At 71.6% G+C, this 17,311-nt stretch carries 17 protein-coding genes; 9 read left to right on the forward strand and 8 right to left on the reverse strand.

Translation table 11 applies throughout. The annotated features are described in order from the left end of the window. Positions 1-12: 12 nt before the first annotated feature. On the reverse strand, positions 13-1,785 hold the full coding sequence (locus MB828_RS33690) for an acetyl/propionyl/methylcrotonyl-CoA carboxylase subunit alpha (protein WP_301651486.1): 1,773 nt from the start codon (positions 1,783-1,785) through the stop codon (positions 13-15). Between the two features lie 372 nt (positions 1,786-2,157). Between MB828_RS33690 and MB828_RS33695 the strand changes: the two genes are divergently transcribed. Next, positions 2,158-2,730: a hypothetical protein gene (locus tag MB828_RS33695; RefSeq protein WP_301651487.1), complete on the forward strand. Its 573-nt coding sequence runs from the start codon at positions 2,158-2,160 to the stop codon at positions 2,728-2,730. Here MB828_RS33695 and MB828_RS33700 read toward each other — a convergent pair. The 4 genes from MB828_RS33700 to MB828_RS33715 all read right to left on the reverse strand — a co-directional run bounded on the left by MB828_RS33700 (position 2,702) and on the right by MB828_RS33715 (position 5,374). Beyond that, positions 2,702-3,304: a Maf family protein gene (locus MB828_RS33700; protein ID WP_046731855.1), complete on the reverse strand. Its 603-nt coding sequence runs from the start codon at positions 3,302-3,304 to the stop codon at positions 2,702-2,704. The two genes, MB828_RS33695 and MB828_RS33700, sit on opposite strands and share 29 nt — an antisense overlap. A 23-nt stretch (positions 3,305-3,327) precedes the next feature. After that, on the reverse strand, positions 3,328-3,456 hold the full coding sequence (gene mmpB / locus MB828_RS33705; protein WP_301651488.1) for a morphogenic membrane protein MmpB: 129 nt from the start codon (positions 3,454-3,456) through the stop codon (positions 3,328-3,330). 95 nt (positions 3,457-3,551) lie between these two features. Continuing rightward, entirely contained in the window at positions 3,552-3,764 is a 213-nt protein-coding gene (locus MB828_RS33710; RefSeq protein WP_133025601.1) for an acyl-CoA carboxylase epsilon subunit, read from the reverse strand. A gap of 17 nt (positions 3,765-3,781) precedes the next feature. After that, complete coding sequence (locus MB828_RS33715; protein WP_133025600.1) at positions 3,782-5,374, reverse strand: acyl-CoA carboxylase subunit beta; 1,593 nt, start codon at positions 5,372-5,374, stop codon at positions 3,782-3,784. Positions 5,375-5,484: 110 nt separating this feature from the next. On the opposite strand from MB828_RS33715, the gene MB828_RS33720 reads away from it, so the two are divergent. Continuing rightward, positions 5,485-6,360: a biotin--[acetyl-CoA-carboxylase] ligase gene (locus tag MB828_RS33720; protein ID WP_301651489.1), complete on the forward strand. Its 876-nt coding sequence runs from the start codon at positions 5,485-5,487 to the stop codon at positions 6,358-6,360. Between the two features lie 201 nt (positions 6,361-6,561). Then, positions 6,562-7,668 (forward strand): adenylate/guanylate cyclase domain-containing protein, encoded by a 1,107-nt coding sequence (locus MB828_RS33725; protein ID WP_046731859.1) that lies wholly within the window; start codon positions 6,562-6,564, stop codon positions 7,666-7,668. 254 nt (positions 7,669-7,922) lie between these two features. Here MB828_RS33725 and MB828_RS33730 read toward each other — a convergent pair whose 3' ends face one another. Continuing rightward, a complete protein-coding gene (locus MB828_RS33730; protein WP_301651490.1) occupies positions 7,923-8,477 on the reverse strand; it encodes a hypothetical protein in 555 nt (184 codons plus the stop codon). Positions 8,478-8,691: 214 nt separating this feature from the next. Between MB828_RS33730 and MB828_RS33735 the strand changes: the two genes are divergently transcribed. The 3 genes from MB828_RS33735 to hutH all read left to right on the forward strand — a co-directional run bounded on the left by MB828_RS33735 (position 8,692) and on the right by hutH (position 12,441). Further along, the gene (locus MB828_RS33735) at positions 8,692-9,486 is read left to right on the forward strand and encodes an enoyl-CoA hydratase/isomerase family protein (RefSeq protein ID WP_301651491.1); all 795 of its coding nucleotides are present in this window, start codon (positions 8,692-8,694) and stop codon (positions 9,484-9,486) included. Between the two features lie 164 nt (positions 9,487-9,650). Further along, positions 9,651-10,796 (forward strand): GGDEF domain-containing protein, encoded by a 1,146-nt coding sequence (locus tag MB828_RS33740; RefSeq protein ID WP_301651492.1) that lies wholly within the window; start codon positions 9,651-9,653, stop codon positions 10,794-10,796. A 76-nt stretch (positions 10,797-10,872) separates the two neighbouring features. Further along, entirely contained in the window at positions 10,873-12,441 is a 1,569-nt protein-coding gene (gene hutH / locus MB828_RS33745; protein ID WP_301651542.1) for a histidine ammonia-lyase, read from the forward strand. A gap of 88 nt (positions 12,442-12,529) precedes the next feature. Here the strand turns inward: hutH and MB828_RS33750 are convergent, their stop codons facing one another. Beyond that, complete coding sequence (locus MB828_RS33750; RefSeq protein WP_301651493.1) at positions 12,530-13,312, reverse strand: hypothetical protein; 783 nt, start codon at positions 13,310-13,312, stop codon at positions 12,530-12,532. A 41-nt stretch (positions 13,313-13,353) separates the two neighbouring features. Next, positions 13,354-13,671, reverse strand: a complete 318-nt coding sequence (locus MB828_RS33755) for an LAETG motif-containing sortase-dependent surface protein (protein WP_133025596.1) — start codon at positions 13,669-13,671, stop codon at positions 13,354-13,356. A gap of 109 nt (positions 13,672-13,780) precedes the next feature. Here MB828_RS33755 and MB828_RS33760 point away from each other — a divergent pair, with 109 nt between their 5' ends. From MB828_RS33760 to MB828_RS33770, 3 genes are all read left to right on the forward strand, one after another. Continuing rightward, positions 13,781-14,125: a hypothetical protein gene (locus MB828_RS33760; RefSeq protein WP_301651494.1), complete on the forward strand. Its 345-nt coding sequence runs from the start codon at positions 13,781-13,783 to the stop codon at positions 14,123-14,125. Between the two features lie 221 nt (positions 14,126-14,346). After that, on the forward strand, positions 14,347-15,591 hold the full coding sequence (locus MB828_RS33765) for a L,D-transpeptidase (protein ID WP_301651495.1): 1,245 nt from the start codon (positions 14,347-14,349) through the stop codon (positions 15,589-15,591). Between the two features lie 153 nt (positions 15,592-15,744). After that, positions 15,745-17,226 carry an ABC transporter permease gene (locus tag MB828_RS33770; RefSeq protein WP_301651496.1) on the forward strand — a complete coding sequence of 494 codons (1,482 nt, stop codon included), beginning with the start codon at positions 15,745-15,747 and terminating at the stop codon, positions 17,224-17,226. The last annotated feature ends 85 nt before the right edge of the window (positions 17,227-17,311 follow it).

The following is a 17,311-nucleotide window of genomic DNA, read 5'->3' on the forward strand; positions in this document are numbered from 1 at the left end:
GGTCCGGGTGGGTCAGTCCTTGATCTCGCAGATCACGGCGCCGGAGGTGAGGGACGCGCCGACCTCGGCGGCGAGGCCCTTGACGGTGCCGGTCTTGTGCGCGTTCAGGGGCTGTTCCATCTTCATCGCCTCGAGGACGACGATCAGGTCGCCCTCCTTGACCTCCTGGCCCTCCTCGACCGCGACCTTGACGATCGTGCCCTGCATGGGCGAGGCGAGGGTGTCACCGGAGGCGACCGGGCCGGACTTCTTGGCGGCGCGGCGCTTCGGCTTGGCGCCCGCGGCCAGCCCGGTGCGGGCCAGGGTCATGCCCAGGGACGCCGGGAGGGAGACCTCCAAGCGCTTGCCGCCGACCTCGACGACGACCGTCTCACGGCCCGTCTCCTCCTCGGCCTCGGCGTCGGCCGGGGCGGCGAAGGGCTTGATCTCGTTGACGAACTCGGTCTCGATCCAGCGGGTGTGGACCGTGAAGGGGTCCTCGGAGCCGGTCAGCTCGGGCGCGAACGCCGGGTCGCGGACGACGACGCGGTGGAAGGGGATGGCCGTGGCCATGCCCTCGACCTGGAACTCGTCCAGCGCGCGGGCGGCCCGCTGCAGGGCCTCGGCGCGGGTGCGGCCGCTGACGATCAGCTTGGCCAGCAGGGAGTCCCAGGCGGGGCCGATGACCGAGCCGGCCTCCACACCCGCGTCCAGGCGGACACCGGGACCGGTGGGTGCGTCGAAACGGGTGACGGTGCCGGGGGCCGGCAGGAAGTTACGGCCCGGGTCCTCGCCGTTGATCCGGAACTCGAACGAGTGACCGCGCAGCTCGGGGTCGTCGTAGCCGAGCGCCTCGCCGTCGGCGATCCGGAACATCTCGCGGACCAGGTCGATGCCGGCGACCTCCTCGGTCACCGGGTGCTCGACCTGGAGGCGGGTGTTGACCTCCAGGAAGGAGATCGTGCCGTCCTGGCCGACCAGGAACTCGCAGGTGCCGGCGCCGACGTAGCCGGCCTCCTTGAGGATGGCCTTGGAGGCGCGGTACAGCTCGGCGACCTGGGCGTCGGAGAGGAACGGCGCGGGGGCCTCCTCGACGAGCTTCTGGTGACGGCGCTGGAGCGAGCAGTCACGGGTGGAGACGACGACCACGTTGCCGTGGGTGTCGGCCAGGCACTGGGTCTCCACGTGCCGCGGACGGTCCAGGTAGCGCTCCACGAAGCACTCGCCGCGGCCGAACGCGGCCACCGCCTCACGGACGGCGGAGTCGTACAGCTCCGGGACCTCCTCCAGGGTGCGGGCGACCTTCAGGCCGCGCCCGCCACCGCCGAAGGCGGCCTTGATGGCGATCGGCAGGCCGTGCTCCTGGGCGAAGGCCACCACCTCGTCGGCGCCCGAGACCGGGTCCGGGGTGCCGGCCACCAGCGGGGCACCGGCGCGCTGGGCGATGTGACGGGCCGCCACCTTGTCGCCCAGGTCGCGGATGGCCTGCGGCGGGGGACCGATCCAAGTCAGGCCCGCGTCGAGGACCGCCTGCGCGAACTCCGCGTTCTCGGAGAGGAAGCCGTAGCCCGGGTGAACGGCGTCCGCCCCGGCCTCGCGCGCCGCGTTCAGGACCTTCTGGATGTCCAGGTAGCTGGTGGCCGGGGTGTCACCGCCCAGGGCGAACGCCTCATCCGCGGCGCGGACATGCAGAGCGTCACGGTCCGGATCCGCGTAGACGGCCACGCTCGCGATCCCCGCGTCCCGGCAGGCCCGGGCCACACGGACAGCGATTTCGCCACGGTTGGCGATGAGCACCTTGCGCACGATTGAGGCTCCCTCCTTGAAACAAGCCGAGTTTAGGGAAGGCCGACACGGCACTTCGACCCGTCCCCAATGGTGAGCTTGCCCACACGGAGCGTGATGCGAGGCTCGCCCGACCCGCGAAAGTCCTTGTCGCACCACGGTACGCAGGACTCCTGCGGGAAACCCTAGCCCCGTCGTGTGGTCAAGGTCTCTGTGAGAGCGTGCCGCGCCCCACTCCGTTTCTTTGTCGAGTCCCTACGAATGGCCCAACGATTCTTTGCTGGCGACCGGACCCTTGTCCCCGGGTTTACCCGTTAGTAGCGTTCGCGATGTCTTGAACGAACTTCAAGTAACACCGGCTCACTAGTGCCGGGGACGAAAGTGGGTGGACCGGTGGTGCGCAGACCGTTGGCGTGGGTCGTGGCGGTCGTACTCTTCGCCGAGGCACTCGGCATCGCGGCGCTGAACTGGTTCATGGCGGTCGCCGTCGACCGCCAGCACATGTCCCTGGCGGGCCTCGACGCGGACCGGATGTCGATGTCCGCGCGGATCGGCGCCGTGGTCTTCGGCCTCTACTTCGCGCTGTGCGCCCTGGTGGCCCTGCTGGTGGCCGTGCGCAACCGCCCGCCGGCCGGCTTCGGCCGGGTGCTGCTGATCAGCGTGGCGGTCGTGCACGCGCTGCTGGGCGCGGTGACGTGGGGCCCGATCGGCTGGAACGCGTTCCTGTACATGGTGGTCGTCCTCGCGCTCGTCGTCCTGCTCCTGATGACGTACGACCGGACGGACGAAGCCGGTGCGGGCGTGACGACTGGGACGGACGGGCCGGGTGGGCCGGACGGGGCGAGTGGAGGCGACGAAGGCGCCGTGACCGGACCCGGTCCCGAGGGCGACCCGGCACCGGCGCTCCGCAAGGACGACACGCCGCCCGCCGGGCCGGTCACCCCGCCGGCGCCCACAACTCCGTGATGCCCACGCCCAGGTCGGCCAGGAGCCGCCGGACCAGGGGCAGGCTGATGCCGATCACGTTGCCGTGGTCGCCGTCGATGCCCTCGACGAACGGCGCGCTGCGGCCGTCCAGCGTGAAGGCCCCCGCCACGTAGAGGGGTTCCCCGGTGGCGACGTACGCGGCGATCTCCTCGTCGGTGGGCTCGCCGAACCGTACGACCGTGGACGCGGTCGCCGACACCCAGCGCTTGGCCGCCGTGTCCCACACGCAGTGCCCGGTCTGCAGGGTGCCCGCCCGGCCGCGCATCGCCTTCCAGCGGGCGGTCGCCTCCTCGGCGTCGGCCGGCTTGCCGAGCGCCTGGCCGTCGAGGTCCAGCACCGAGTCGCAGCCGATCACGATCGCGCCCTGAACGTCCGGACGGGCGGCGACCACGGACGCCTTGGCCTCGGCGAGGGCGAGGGCCAGATCGGCCGGGGTGGGGGCGGTGACGGCCTCCTCGTCGACGCCGCTGACGATCACCTCGGGGGTGAGACCGGCCTGACGCAGCAGGTTCAGCCGGGCGGGGGACTGGGAGGCGAGGACGAGTCTGCGCATGGCGTCAGCGTAGTGGCTGCGGTTCATCTGACGCCCAGCACGATCATCGCCAGCAGCATGGCCAGGGCCAGGAGGACGCCGAGCCGCCGGAGGGTGTTCTGCATGTCCCGCAGTTCCTTCGGCGGCTCGTCTTCGGGGTCCGACCAGAGCATGTCACCAGCGTGCGGCCCGGCCGGGGGCCGGCGCCTGAGTAGGGGTACTCAGATCGGAGCCCGGTGACCCGCTTCCGTGCCGGTTCGGGCGGCCGCTAGCTGGGCCAGTAGGTGCGGGTCCATGCCGTCTGGCTCGGCAGGGGGAAGCGGCGCCGGGCGATGCGGGCCGGGTCCGACCAGGCGTCCTTGTCGCCCGTGGCCTGCTCGGGGACGGCCGCTGCCATGGCGGCCGCGCGTGCTCTTACGACCGCCAGTGCGGCGGCCAGTTCCTCCGGGGTCGGGTTGCCCCGTACGACCTTGATCGTCACCGTGGCTCCTTGGGTCCTTAGAGGGGGATGTTGCCGTGCTTCTTCGGGGGCAGCGACTCGCGCTTGGTGCGCAGCTGGCGCAGGCCCCGCACGACGTGGCGGCGGGTGTCGGAGGGCATGATCACGGCGTCGACGTAACCGCGCTCGGCCGCCGTGTAGGGGTTGAGGAGGGTGTCCTCGTACTCCTGGATGAGCTGCGCCCGGGTGGCCTCACCGGTCCCCGAGGCCTCGGCCTCCGCGATGGTGCGGCGGTGCAGGATGTTGACCGCGCCCTGGGCGCCCATGACGGCGATCTGCGCGGTCGGCCAGGCGAGGTTGAGGTCGGCGCCCAGGTGCTTGGAGCCCATGACGTCGTAGGCGCCGCCGAAGGCCTTGCGGGTGATGACGGTGATCAGGGGGACGGTGGCCTCGGCGTAGGCGTAGATCAGCTTGGCGCCGCGGCGGATGATGCCGTCGTGCTCCTGGTCGACGCCGGGCAGGAAGCCGGGCACGTCGACGAAGGTGAGGACCGGGACGTTGAAGGCGTCGCAGGTGCGCACGAAGCGGGCCGCCTTCTCGCTCGCCTTGATGTCCAGGCAGCCGGCGAACTGCATCGGCTGGTTGGCGACGATGCCCACCGGGTGGCCCTCGACACGGCCGAAGCCGGTGACGATGTTCGGCGCGAACAGCGCCTGCGTCTCGAAGAACTCGCCGTCGTCCAGGACGTGTTCGATCACGGTGTGGATGTCGTACGGCTGGTTGGCGCTGTCCGGGACCAGGGTGTCCAGCTCCAGGTCCTCGGCGGTGACCGTGAGGTCGGCCTCCTCGGGGAAGAGCGGGGGCTCGGAGAGGTTGTTGGACGGCAGGTAGGACAGCAGCTGCTTGATGTACTCGACGGCGTCCTTCTCGTCGCCCGCCATGTGGTGGGCGACGCCGGAGACCGAGTTGTGGGTGCGGGCGCCGCCCAGCTCCTCGAAGCCGACGTCCTCGCCGGTGACCGTCTTGATGACGTCCGGTCCTGTGATGAACATGTGCGAGGTCTGGTCGACCATGACCGTGAAGTCGGTGATGGCGGGGGAGTAGACCGCGCCGCCGGCGCAGGGCCCGACGACGAGCGAGATCTGCGGGATCACGCCCGAGGCGTGGGTGTTGCGGCGGAAGATCTCGCCGTAGGCGCCGAGGGAGGCGACGCCCTCCTGGATGCGGGCGCCGCCGGAGTCGTTGATGCCGATGACCGGACACCCGGTCTTCAGGGCGAAGTCCATCACCTTGACGATCTTCTGCCCGTAGACCTCGCCCAGCGCGCCGCCGAAGACGGTGAAGTCCTGGGAGAAGACGGCGACCGGACGGCCGTCCACAGTGCCGTAGCCGGTGACCACACCGTCGCCGTAGGGGCGGTTCTTCTCCAGGCCGAAGTTGGTGGAGCGGTGCCGGGTGAACTCGTCCAGCTCGATGAAGGAGTCCTCGTCGAGGAGCAGTTCGATCCGCTCACGGGCCGTCAGTTTGCCCTTGGCGTGCTGCTTCTCGACCGCGCGCTCCGAACCGGCGTGTGTCGCTTCGTGGACACGGCGCTGGAGATCCGCGAGCTTGCCCGCGGTCGTGTGAATGTCGATCTCTTCCGGCTCGGACATCGGGATGCGGCTCCCTGCCTGCTCAAAAGGGGGGACGGTTACTCATCCGTAGCGTAGTGGGGCACCTACCAAACGGCAGTGCGGCGTACAACACACCTAGGGTGGCTTGCATGACGCCGCGAGATGCAGCAGACGCCAACAACAATCCCTGGTCCGACCTGGACCGTCCACCGCTCAAGGAGACCGGACTGCGCAGGGCCCTGGTGCGGGACGGGGGGCACGGGGGTCTCTACTGCGACGTCGTGGTGGTGCCGCGCACCGGATCGACCAACTCCGATCTCGTGGCCCGGGCCCTCGCCGGGGACGCCGACGAGGGGGTCGTGCTGGTCGCCGAGGAGCAGACGGCGGGGCGGGGGCGGCTGGACCGCCAGTGGACGGCGCCCGCGCGCTCCGGGCTGTTCTTCTCGGTGCTGCTGAAGCCGGCCGAGGTGCCGGTGGCCCGCTGGGGATGGCTGCCGTTGCTGACGGGGGTGGCGGTGGCGACCGGGCTGGCCCGCGCGGCGGGCGTCGACACGGCGCTGAAGTGGCCCAACGACCTCCTGGTCACCGTGGACGGCGAGGAGCGCAAGGCCGGCGGCATCCTCGCGGAGCGGGCCGGTGAGGACGGCGTGGTGGTCGGCGTCGGCATCAACGTCACGCTGCGCGCCGCGGAGCTGCCGGTGCCCCAGGCGGGGTCGCTGGTGCTGGCCGGGGCGGTGAGCACGGACCGGGAGACCCTGCTGCGGGCCGTTCTGCGGTCCCTTGAGGACTGGTACGGCCGTTGGCGCGCGGCGGGCGGTGATCCGGCCGTGAGCGGGCTCCAGGAGGCGTACGCGGCGGGCTGCGCGACGCTGGGACGGTCGGTGCGGGCCGAACTGCCGGGGGACCGGTCGCTGGTCGGGGAGGCGGTGGCCATCGACGGCGACGGCCGGCTGGTGATCGCCACGAAGGAGGGCGTGCAGGAGCCGGTGGGCGCGGGCGACATCGTGCACCTGCGACCGGCGTGAGGGACGCTTGCCGGCGTCGGCAGGGTGCCTCCCCCAGCTGTCCCGGCTGACGCGGCTCCAGCGCCCCTCACCCACCCGCACCCGGAAATCGACCCCCACCACCCCGATGTCGGCTTACCTCACGAAGTGAGCTACCGCACACCTGCCGTAGAGTTGAGGCCGGTCGGTATGCGACCGCGGTAGATCGGAAAGGCAGCAGGCGTGACCGTCGACGACACGGGCTCCGGCGAGGGCGCGGACGCCGCCGACTCCGGCGAGGACCCCCTCGCGCTGCGCCTCGAAGGCCTGATCCTCGGGGCCGAGCGCCGCTACACCCCGTTCCAGGCGGCCCGCAGCGCCGGTGTCTCCATGGAGCTGGCGTCGAGGTTCTGGCGGGCTATGGGCTTCGCGGACATCGGGCAGGCCAAGGCGCTCACCGAGGCCGACGTGCTGGCCCTGCGCCGGCTCGCCGGTCTCGTCGAGGCGGGCCTGCTCAGCGAGGCCATGGCGGTGCAGGTGGCGCGGTCGACCGGGCAGACCACCGCCCGTCTGGCGGAATGGCAGATCGACTCCTTCCTGGAGGGTCTGACCGAGCCCCCCGAGCCGGGCATGACCCGCACCGAGGTCACGTATCCGATCGTCGAGCTGCTGCTGCCCGAGCTGGAGGAGTTCCTCGTCTACGTGTGGCGCCGCCAGCTGGCCGCCTCGGCGGGCCGGGTCGTGCAGGCCGCGGACGACGAGGAGATGGTCGACCGGCGGCTCGCCGTCGGCTTCGCCGACCTCGTCGGGTTCACCCGGCTGACCCGCCGGATGGAGGAGGAGGAGCTCGGCGAGCTGGTGGAGGCCTTCGAGACCACCGCCGCCGACCTGGTCGCGGCCCGTGGCGGCCGGCTCATCAAGACCCTCGGTGACGAGGTGCTGTACGCCGCCGACGACTCCGGTGTCGCCGCCGACATCGCGCTGCGCCTGGTGGAGACCATGGCGCACGACGAGACCATGCCGGAGCTGCGGGTCGGGATGGCCTTCGGCACCGTCACCACCCGAATGGGCGATGTCTTCGGCACGACCGTGAACCTGGCCTCCCGGCTGACCTCCATAGCCCCGCGGGACGCCGTGCTCGTCGACTCCGCGTTCGCCGAGGAGCTGATCCGCTCCGGTGAGGCCCCCGCCTCGGAGGCGGAGGCCGCCGAGGCGGCCGCGGCGGCGGAGAAGGAGGGCGAGGAGCCCCCCACCTACCGCTTCGCGCTCCAGCCGATGTGGCAGCGTCCGGTGCGCGGCCTGGGCGTCGTGGAACCGTGGCTCCTGACCCGCCGCGACGGAGAGCCCTAGCCCCCGGCCGACACCCTGCCGGTGCCCCGGGCGTACACCCCGACACCGAGGGCGACCCGCCCACCCCGGTTCCCTCGCCTACTGCCGCTCCCGTTGCCGCTGCCGCTGCCGCCGCCGCTCCCCGCACCTCGCCTGGTCCGCCGGATGCCTGGAGGCCGCCCGGAGGCCGCCCGGTGGGTCGGTCCGCGGGGACGGGGTGGCCCCGGCGGGTGTGGCACCGTGACCTCTCCCTGTGGGCTGAGCCGCGGGCTTCCCTAGCCGGTCGTGAGTGGGTTCACGCACAGGCCGACGATCGGCAGGCAGACGGTGCCGGTCGGCTGGTGCGTGCTGGGTGCCGGGGTGGGGGACGGGGTGGTGGTCGTGGTCGGTGCGGTGGTCGTCGGAGGGAGTGTGTCCGGTGGGCGGGCCGGGCCCGCCGGGATGGTGGTCGGAACCGTGACCGTGCTGGGCAGGGCGGTGGGCGAGGGCGACGGCGAGGGCGACGCGGCGGCCGTACCGCCCGCCGTGGTGGCCGTCGGCGCGGGGCTCGCGCCCCCGGTGCCGCCGGCCGCCGACGGGGCGGCCGTGGGGACCGAGCCGATGGTGGCGGCCGCGTTCGCCGAGCGGGCCGTCGTCGCGTCGGCGGTCGGATCCAGCCGGGGCTCGGCCTCCGCCGTACCGGGCGCGCCGGCCCCGCCGCCGTCCGGCGCCAGCTGTACGAGGCTCAGCACACCCGCGGCCACCGCGAGCCCTCCGGTGGCGAGCAGCACCTTGTGGGGCCGGGGCTTGCGGTGCCGCCCCCGGCGCCGGACTGCGGACGTTCCCGTCATGGGCCTTCCCTCCCCGCCGTGCTCCCCGATGTGCCATGGCGAGCGCACGTTATGCGCTCCTGTGGGGTGTGCGCCGGGAGTCTCCCGGGATGTCACCCGAACGGGGGGCTACGGGCCGATCGGTGTCCGGGGCCGGCCGATGCCCCTTTCCCTGGCCCGCCCCGGCTGCGATGATCGGGGCCAGGCTGTTAACCCGCGTTAACCGGAGGGTGTCGTGAGCGAGGAGCGGTTCGGGGAGTTCGTGCTGGTGCGACGGCACGGCCAGGTGGCGGAGCTGGTCCTGGACCGGCCCAAGGCCATGAACGCGGTGTCGGCGGACATGGCCCGCTCGATCGTGGCCGCGTGCGCCGCGCTGAGCGCCGACCGGGACGCCCGGGTGGTGGTGGTGACCTCCTCGCACGAGCGGGCGTTCTGTGTCGGCGCCGACCTCAAGGAGCGCAACTCCATGACCGACGCGGAACTGCTCCGGTCGCGGCCGCTGTCGCGCGGGGCGTACACGGGCGTGCTGGAGCTGCCGATGCCGACGATCGCCGCCGTGCACGGCTACGCGCTCGGCGGGGGCTTCGAGCTGGCGCTGTCCTGCGACGTGATCGTGGCCGACGGCACGGCCGTGGTGGGCCTGCCCGAGGTGTCGGTGGGCGTGATTCCGGGTGGCGGCGGCACGCAGCTGCTGCCCCGCAGGGTCGGCGCGGCCCGCGCGGCCGAGCTGATCTTCTCGGCCCGGCGGGTGGAGGCGCCGGAGGCGCACGAACTGGGCCTGGTCGACCAGCTGGTGGAGCCGGGGCAGGACCGGGAGGCGGCGCTGGCGCTGGCGGCGCGGATGGCGGCGAACTCTCCGGTGGGGCTGCGCGCGGCGAAGCGGGCACTGCGGCTCGGGCACGGCCTGGACCTGAGGACCGGCCTGGAGGTCGAGGACGCGGCCTGGCGATCGGTGGCCTTCTCGGGCGACCGCGCGGAGGGCGTCGCGGCCTTCAACGAGAAGCGGAAGCCGCAGTGGCCGGGAGAGTGAAGCGCCTCGTAAGGGGCGCTGGGGGCACCCTCCGGCCGAAGGCTGGGGGAGGAACCGCGCGAGCGACCCCCACCGGCCCGCGGTCCGCGAGGAGCCGATCAGCTGCAACACCTGTTCGCCGCACCAGCATCCCGAATGCAGCAAATCATCCCTAACCTGGAGTAATGGGTGATGACAACCGTCTCGCCGCCGTAGTGACGCTGGCGCAGGGCATGGCTGCCGCTCACACCCCACGTGAGTGCTGGCACGCCGCCGCCACCGGCGCCTGCCGCGCCCTGGCCGGCGGCTTCGCTGCGCTCTCCGTCTGGGAGCGCGACCTCGGCCGGCTGCGGGTCCTCGTGAACGTCGGGGAGCGTGCCCCGGACGAGGAGGAGTTCCCGGAGGCCGAGGCCTATCCGGTGCACCAGTTCCCGGAGATCACCGAGTTCCTGCACGAACGCTGGGCGGGCGGCGGCGGCCCCAACGCCTGGGTCGAGACGGCCGAGGGTCCTGCCGCCGGCCGCCCCGGCTACTCGCACCGGCGCGTCGACGCCCTGCGCCGCCGGGGCCGCGGCTGCTGCCTGGTCGCCCCGATCGTGCTGCACGGCAGGGCCTGGGGCGAGCTGTACGTCGCCCGCGCCGCCCAGGCCCCCGTCTTCGACCGCGCCGACGCCGACTTCGCCACCGTCCTCGCCTCCGTCGTCGCCGCCGGGATCGCCCAGACCGAGCGGCTGGAGGAGGCCCGCAGGCTCGCGTACACCGACGCCCTCACCGGTCTCGCCAACCGCAGGGCCGTCGACGTACGCCTCGACGAGGCGGTCGACCGGCACCGCGCGGACGGCGCCGTGGTCAGTCTGGTGGTCTGCGATCTCAACGGGCTGAAGAGGGTGAACGACACCCGCGGTCACGCCGTCGGCGACCGGCTCCTCGAACGCTTCGGTTCGGTGCTGTCCCTGTGCGGGGCGATGCTCCCGGGTGCCCTCGCCGCGCGGCTCGGCGGGGACGAGTTCTGTCTGCTGGCGGTCGGCCCGCCGGCCGACGCCGTGGTCAAGGCCGCCGGTGAACTCTGCCGCCGGGCGGCAGAGCTGGAGCTGGGGGAGGGGGTCGCGTGCGGGGTCGCCTCGACCGCGGACCCGATCGGACCGGTGCGCTCGGCCCGCCGCCTGTTCCGGCTCGCCGACGCCGCCCAGTACCGTGCCAAGGCGCTCCGCGCGGACCGGCCGGTGGTGGCCGGGCGGGAGGGGCCGGACGATCCCGTCGTACGGCTGGCGGACGCGCCCCCGCCGGACCGGGCCGAGCGGCGCAGCTTCCGGGGACGCCGGGGACTGTGACGCAGAAGTAAGGGGCAACCCCGTACCCCAGTAGTGACAGCAGCCGCATTCAGTGCTTACGATCCTGAATATGGATATGCACACTGTGGTGGTGGGGACGTCCGGTGTCACCGCGTCCGACGTTCTCGCCGTGGCCCGCGGCGGCGCCCGCGTGGAGCTGTCGGCGGAGGCGGTCGCGGCGCTCGCCGCGGCCCGGGAGATCGTGGAAGCGCTGGCGGCCAAGCCCGACCCCGTCTACGGCGTCAGCACCGGCTTCGGCGCTCTCGCGACCCGGCACATCAGCCAGGAGCTGCGGGCCCAGCTGCAACGCAACATCGTCCGCTCGCACGCCGCCGGCATGGGGCCGCGGGTCGAGCGCGAGGTCGTACGGGCCCTGATGTTCCTGCGGCTGAAGACCGTCTGCTCCGGGCACACCGGTGTGCGTCCCGAGGTCGCGCAGACAATGGCCGACGTGCTGAACGCCGGCATCACCCCGGTCGTCCACGAGTACGGCTCCCTCGGCTGCTCCGGCGACCTGGCCCCGCTGTCCCACTGTGCTCTCACCCTCATGGGGGAGGGCGACGCCGAGGGCCCGGACGGGATCGTACGGCCCGCCGGTGAACTGCTCGCGGAGCACGGGATCGCGCCCGTCGAGCTGCGCGAGAAGGAGGGGCTCGCCCTCCTCAACGGTACCGACGGCATGCTCGGCATGCTGGTGATGGCCCTCGCCGACCTCGACATGCTCTACAAGTCCGCCGACGTCACGGCCGCGTTGAGCCTGGAGGGGCTGCTCGGCACCGACAGGGTGCTCGCGCCCGAACTGCACGCCATCCGCCCGCACCCCGGGCAGGGCGACAGCGCCGCCAACATGCTCGCCGTGCTCGACGGCTCCGAGCTGACCGGGCATCACCAGGACGACGCGCCGCGGGTCCAGGACGCGTACTCCGTGCGGTGTGCCCCGCAGGTCGCCGGGGCGGGCCGGGACACCCTCGCGCACGCCCGGCTGGTGGCCGAGCGGGAGCTGGCGTCGGCCGTCGACAACCCGGTGGTGCTGCCTGGGGGCACCTCCCAGGCTTTTGGCTCTGGGGGAGGGCGGGTCGAGTCCAACGGCAACTTCCACGGGGCGCCGGTCGCCTACGTCCTCGACTTCCTCGCCATCGCCGTGGCCGACCTGGCGTCCATCGCCGAACGGCGCACCGACCGGCTCCTCGACAAGAACCGCAGCCACGGCCTGCCGCCGTTCCTCGCGGACGACGCGGGCGTCGACTCGGGGCTGATGATCGCGCAGTACACGCAGGCGGCGCTGGTCAGTGAGTTGAAGCGGCTGGCCGTTCCGGCGTCCGCCGACTCCATCCCCTCCTCGGCGATGCAGGAGGACCACGTGTCGATGGGGTGGTCGGCCGCGCGCAAGCTGCGTACGGCGGTGGGGAATCTGACGCGGGTCATCGCGGTCGAGCTGTACGCGGCCACCCGGGCGATCGAGCTGCGGGAGGGGCTGACGCCGGCACCGGCGTCGCGGGCGGTCATCGAGGCGGCGCGCTCCGCGGGGGTGCGGGGGGCTGGGCCTGACCGGTACCTGGCGCCGGACCTTGCTGCGGCGGAGGAGTTCGTGCGGGGCGGCGGCCTTGTCGCTGCCGTGGAGACGGTGACCGGGCCGTTGCGGTAGTTCGTCGGGTGCGGGTGCGTGGGGGCTGGTCGCGCAGTTCCCCGCGCCCCTGACGGGGCGCTCCAGCAGCGCCCCTCAGGAGATGCGGTCAGTTCAGCTTGGCCGACTGGGCCTTGATGACCTTTGGTGGGACCGTGTAGGTCTTGCCGGCCATCATCGCGCCGATGTTCATCGTGAAGTACGTCGCGAGGGTGTTGCCGTGGCGGACCACCTCCGCGTGCAGCGGGGCCTTGTCGCCGTCCATGTCGGTGATCGCCGTGAAGGCCACCGACTCGTCACCCGCGCCCGAGGGCTTGACCGCCGTCACCTTCGTGATCTTCTGCTCGTCGCCGGCGGTGCCGCCGGTGAAGCCGGCCGCGCAGTCCTTCAGCGCGGTGGAGACCGCCTTCATGGCGTCCTCGGCGCCCCGGCCGTCGTACGACGACAGGTCCAGGGACGTCACGTCCAGGTTCAGCGAGTCCTTGAGCGCGCTCTCGAACTTGCCGTCGGCCAGGTCGTCGAGGGAGGTGGCGTCGTCGGTCGGGTCCTTCTTGTCCTCCCGTACCGTGCGGCCGATCTCGGCGGGCGCGTCGGCCGGGGCGAGGCCGGTGAGGACGTAGGCCAGCGGCCGGCACTTCTCGTCGCTGGTCCGCACCTTGCTCTTGACCGGGGCGCCGTCGCCGACCGCGTTGACCTTGTAGCCGTCCACCTCGCCCTGCGCGAGGATGCGCTGCTTCAACTGCGCGGCGCTCAGCGCCCGTACGGACGAGGCGGTGGACTTCTGCGCGGACTCTTCCGCCGAACTCCCGCCGGAGCAGCCCGTGACGAGGGCGAGGGACAGCGTGCCGCCGACGGCGAGGGCGCAGATCCGCACGCCCGATGATCTCTTCATGAGAGGACTCTGAGTCCTCGGTCAAAGAGTGGTCAAGCTGTTTAAAATTCCAGCCGTTCCCGGCGGACCGAATAGACCACGAAGCCCGCGCCGACCGCGAGGAAAAGGGTCCCGCCGACGACGTACGGGGTGGTGTTCGGGCTGCCGGTGTCGGCGAGCCGGGTGGCGTCCCCGGTCGCCTCGGACGTCGCCTCGGAGAGCGCCCTGGCCTGCTGGGTGACCCGCGTCGCGGTGCCCTCCGACGTGCTGGTTCTCGCCGGGGCGTCCTGGGACGCGTTGGCGGACGGGACGAACCACAGCGCGCACAGGAGCGTGCCTGCGGCGGTGGCGGTCAGCAACGGGCGGCGAGCGGATGCCACGGAATATCGATCCCCTTGTGACGCTGGCGAATTGGCCGTGTGGGCAGATGTTAGTGAAAGTCGCGGGTCACAGGAAAGTCACGGGAGGTTTCGGTCGTACGCTCCGGGCATGAGCACTCCAGAGACATCACGTTTTGTACGGCTTCGGGTGGAACTGGTCCTCGAGGTCGAGGACGCCTCCGAGGTCGCCAAGGCCGCGCTGGACCGGATCGCCGAGGACCCCGAGCTGCCCGACGAGGAGCGGAGTCATGCCGAGGCGGCTGTGACGGAAGACACCGCCGAGGCCATCGCCTACCTGGTGGACCCGTTCGACCTGGTCAGCGAGGTGCCCGGGGTCGAGCTCCAGCAGGCCTCCTGGTCCAGCGAGCGGATTTCCTACGATCCGGATTCGCCGGAGTGGGATCTCGACGAGGATGATGGCGAGGACGACGAAGAAGAGGACGGCATCGGCTGAGCGATCCGGGGAACCAGTGACCCCGGACGGCAACGGCCGTCCGGGGTTTCGTCGTCCGATGGACGCTCGGACCGACCCTCGCGCACCGGCCGCCCCGGCGGACGTGGTGTGCCCCACAGATCCCAGGAATGCGGAACGGGGCGGCGCGGCCGGAGCGTTGAGACTTCCTGACGGGGACTCCCGGTGTGTTCGCGGACTCGGCAACGATGGAGAAGCGTGTGATGACGGACAGTAAGCGGCGCAAGGGCCTGGTGGCCGCGTCCGCACTGCTCGGTGGTGTTCTGGTGCTCACGGCGTGTTCCGGCAGCGACGACAAGGCGTCAGGCGGCGACACCAGCACCCAGGCCCAGGCGGACGAGGCGGCGGCCAAGAAGTCGTCGCAGGCCGACATCACGATCACACCCAAGGACGGGTCGAGCAACGCGTCGATCAACAACTCGGCGGCTGTCACCGTCAGCAAGGGCACGCTCACCGGCGTCACCATGACCACCGCCGACGGCAAGGCGGTCTCCGGCGCGCTGTCCGCCGACAAGAAGAGCTGGAAGCCCTCCGCCCAGCTGGAGCGGTCCACCACCTACAAGGTCGCCGCCGAGGCCAAGGACTCCGCCGGCCTGGTCGCGCACGAGAACGCGTCCTTCACGACGGTCTCCCCGGCCAACAGCTTCATAGGCAGCTTCACGCCGGAGGACGGTTCGACCGTCGGCGTGGGCATGCCCGTGTCGATCAACTTCGACAAGCAGATCACCAACAAGGCCGCCGTCCAGAAGGGCATCACGGTCAGCACCACCAGTGGCCAGGAGGTCGCCTGCCACTGGTTCTCCACCCAGCGCATGGACTGCCGCCCCCAGGACTACTGGAAGGAGAACTCCACCGTCACGCTGAAGCTCGCGCTCGACGGTGTCGAGGGCGCCTCCGGTGTCTACGGCGTCCAGCAGAAGACGGTCACCTTCCACATCGGCCGCAACCAGGTCTCCTACGTCGACGCCAAGACCAAGGAGATGAAGGTCACCCAGGACGGCAAGACCATCAAGACCATCCCGATCTCCGCGGGTTCGCCGGAGAACAAGACGTACCAGGGCGTCATGGTGATGTCCGAGAAGTTCAAGGAGACGCGCATGAACGGCGCGACCGTGGGCTTCACCGACAGCGACGGCAAGGGCGAGTACGACATCAAGGACGTGCCGCACGCCATCCGCCTCACCAGCTCCGGCACCTTCCTGCACGGCAACTACTGGGGCGCCAAGTCCGTCTTCGGCGCCGTGAACACGAGCCACGGCTGTGTCGGCCTCTCCGACACCAAGGGCGCCAACGACACCAGCACGCCTGCCTACTGGATGTACAGCCACTCGATCGTCGGTGACGTCGTGGTCATCTCCCACACCGGCGACAAGACCGTGGCCCCCGACAACGGCCTCAACGGCTGGAACATGAACTGGGCCGCCTGGAAGGCCGGTTCGGCCGTCTAGCCGCGTCCGGGCGGCCGCCGCACAGTCGCCCCACAGCTTCACGGTGCCGCCCCCAGGGGCGGCACCGGTATTTCTGGGGTCCGCCACAGCCTTCTCATGCTTCTCTTATTTCGGCCTTATCGAGCCATCACGGTGCGTCCCTACCTTGCGGTCATGTTCTTCACCTACCTGAGGCGCGAACTGCGCCGCCGCAGAAAGGCGGCTCTCGTCGTCGCCTCCGGCCTCGCGCTGGGCATCGCACTGGTCATCGTGGTCACCTCCGTGTCCTCCGGCATGGGGAAGGCACAGGACAAGGTCCTCCAGTCGCTGTACGGCCTGGGCACGGACATGACGGTCACCAAGGCCGCCTCCGCCACCACCAGCAGCTCTCAGCGTCCACGCTTCAACTTCGACGCGCAGAACAGCGGTTCGGCGAAGACGCAGAGCAGCGACCGCGTCATGGTGCAGGGGTTCACGACCCTCGCCTCCTCGACCGTCACCAAGGTCTCCGACCAGAAGGGTGTCTCGACCGCGGTCGGCGGGCTGAGCCTCAACGTGGTCAAGATCAGCGGTCAGTTCACCCGCGGCCAGTTCCAGCAGGACCAGAACTCGGGCGGCAACGGCGGCGGCTTCCCGGGCGGCGGCAGCTCCGGCGCCCCGCAGGGTGAGGTCCGCGGCGGCGGCGCCGACTTCGACGTCAACAGCTACAGCGTGTTCGGCACCGACGTCGCCAACGCCGACCTCGGCCCGCTGACCTCGTCGAAGATCACCAGCGGCCGTACCTTCAAGTCGAGCGAGGCGAACGCGAAGGTCGTCGTCGCCGACTCGGCCTACGCCAAGCAGAAGAAGTACAAGGTCGGTTCCACGGTCACCATCAAGAGCGTCAAGTTCAAGGTGATCGGCATCGCCACCGCCAACTCCGGTGACTCCGCGGCCAACCTGTACATCCCGCTCCAGCAGGCGCAGACGCTGGCCAGTGAGAAGAACAAGGTCACCACGATCTACGTCAAGGCGACCGACTCGCAGCAGATCGACACCGTCAAGAGCGCGATCCAGAAGAACGTCTCGGGTACGACGGTCACCACGTCCGCCGACCTCGCCAAGACGGTCTCCGGCTCCCTCTCCACCGCTTCCAGCCTCGCCACCAACGTCGGCAAGTGGCTGTCCATCGCGGTGCTGGTGGCCGCGTTCCTGGTCGCCGGTCTGCTCACCTCCTCGGCGGTCTCCCGCCGGGTCCGCGAGTTCGGCACCCTGAAGGCGCTGGGCTGGAAGTCCGGCCGGGTCACCCGGCAGGTCATCGGCGAGGCCATGGTCAACGGCCTGGTCGGCGGCGCGCTCGGGATCGCGCTCGGCCTCGCGGGCGCGTACGTCGTGACCGAGATCAGCCCCACCCTGGAGGCCTCCCTCGGCAGCAGCGGCGGCAACGCGGGCGGCGGCCCCGGCGGGGGCGGTGGGTTCGGCGGCGGTGGCGGCGGCTTCGGCCCCGGCCGGGCGACCGCGAAGACCCTGGAGGTCGCCCTGACGGCTCCGGTGAGCGTGACGACGATCGTCCTCGCGGTGGCCCTCGCGGTGGCCGGCGGCCTGATCGCGGGCGCGTTCGGCGGCTGGCGCGCGTCGCGTCTGCGCCCGGCGGATGCGCTCAGGCGCGTCGAGTAGCAGACGCCGGTCGTGACCGGGGTGGGGGTTTCGCTCGCCCGCGCTCGCGGGGTGCCGCTGCGCCCACCCTCCCCCACTCTCGGCT

This window comes from Streptomyces arenae, assembly GCF_022343545.1.
GTDB classification, from domain to species: Bacteria; Actinomycetota; Actinomycetes; order Streptomycetales; family Streptomycetaceae; genus Streptomyces; species Streptomyces humi.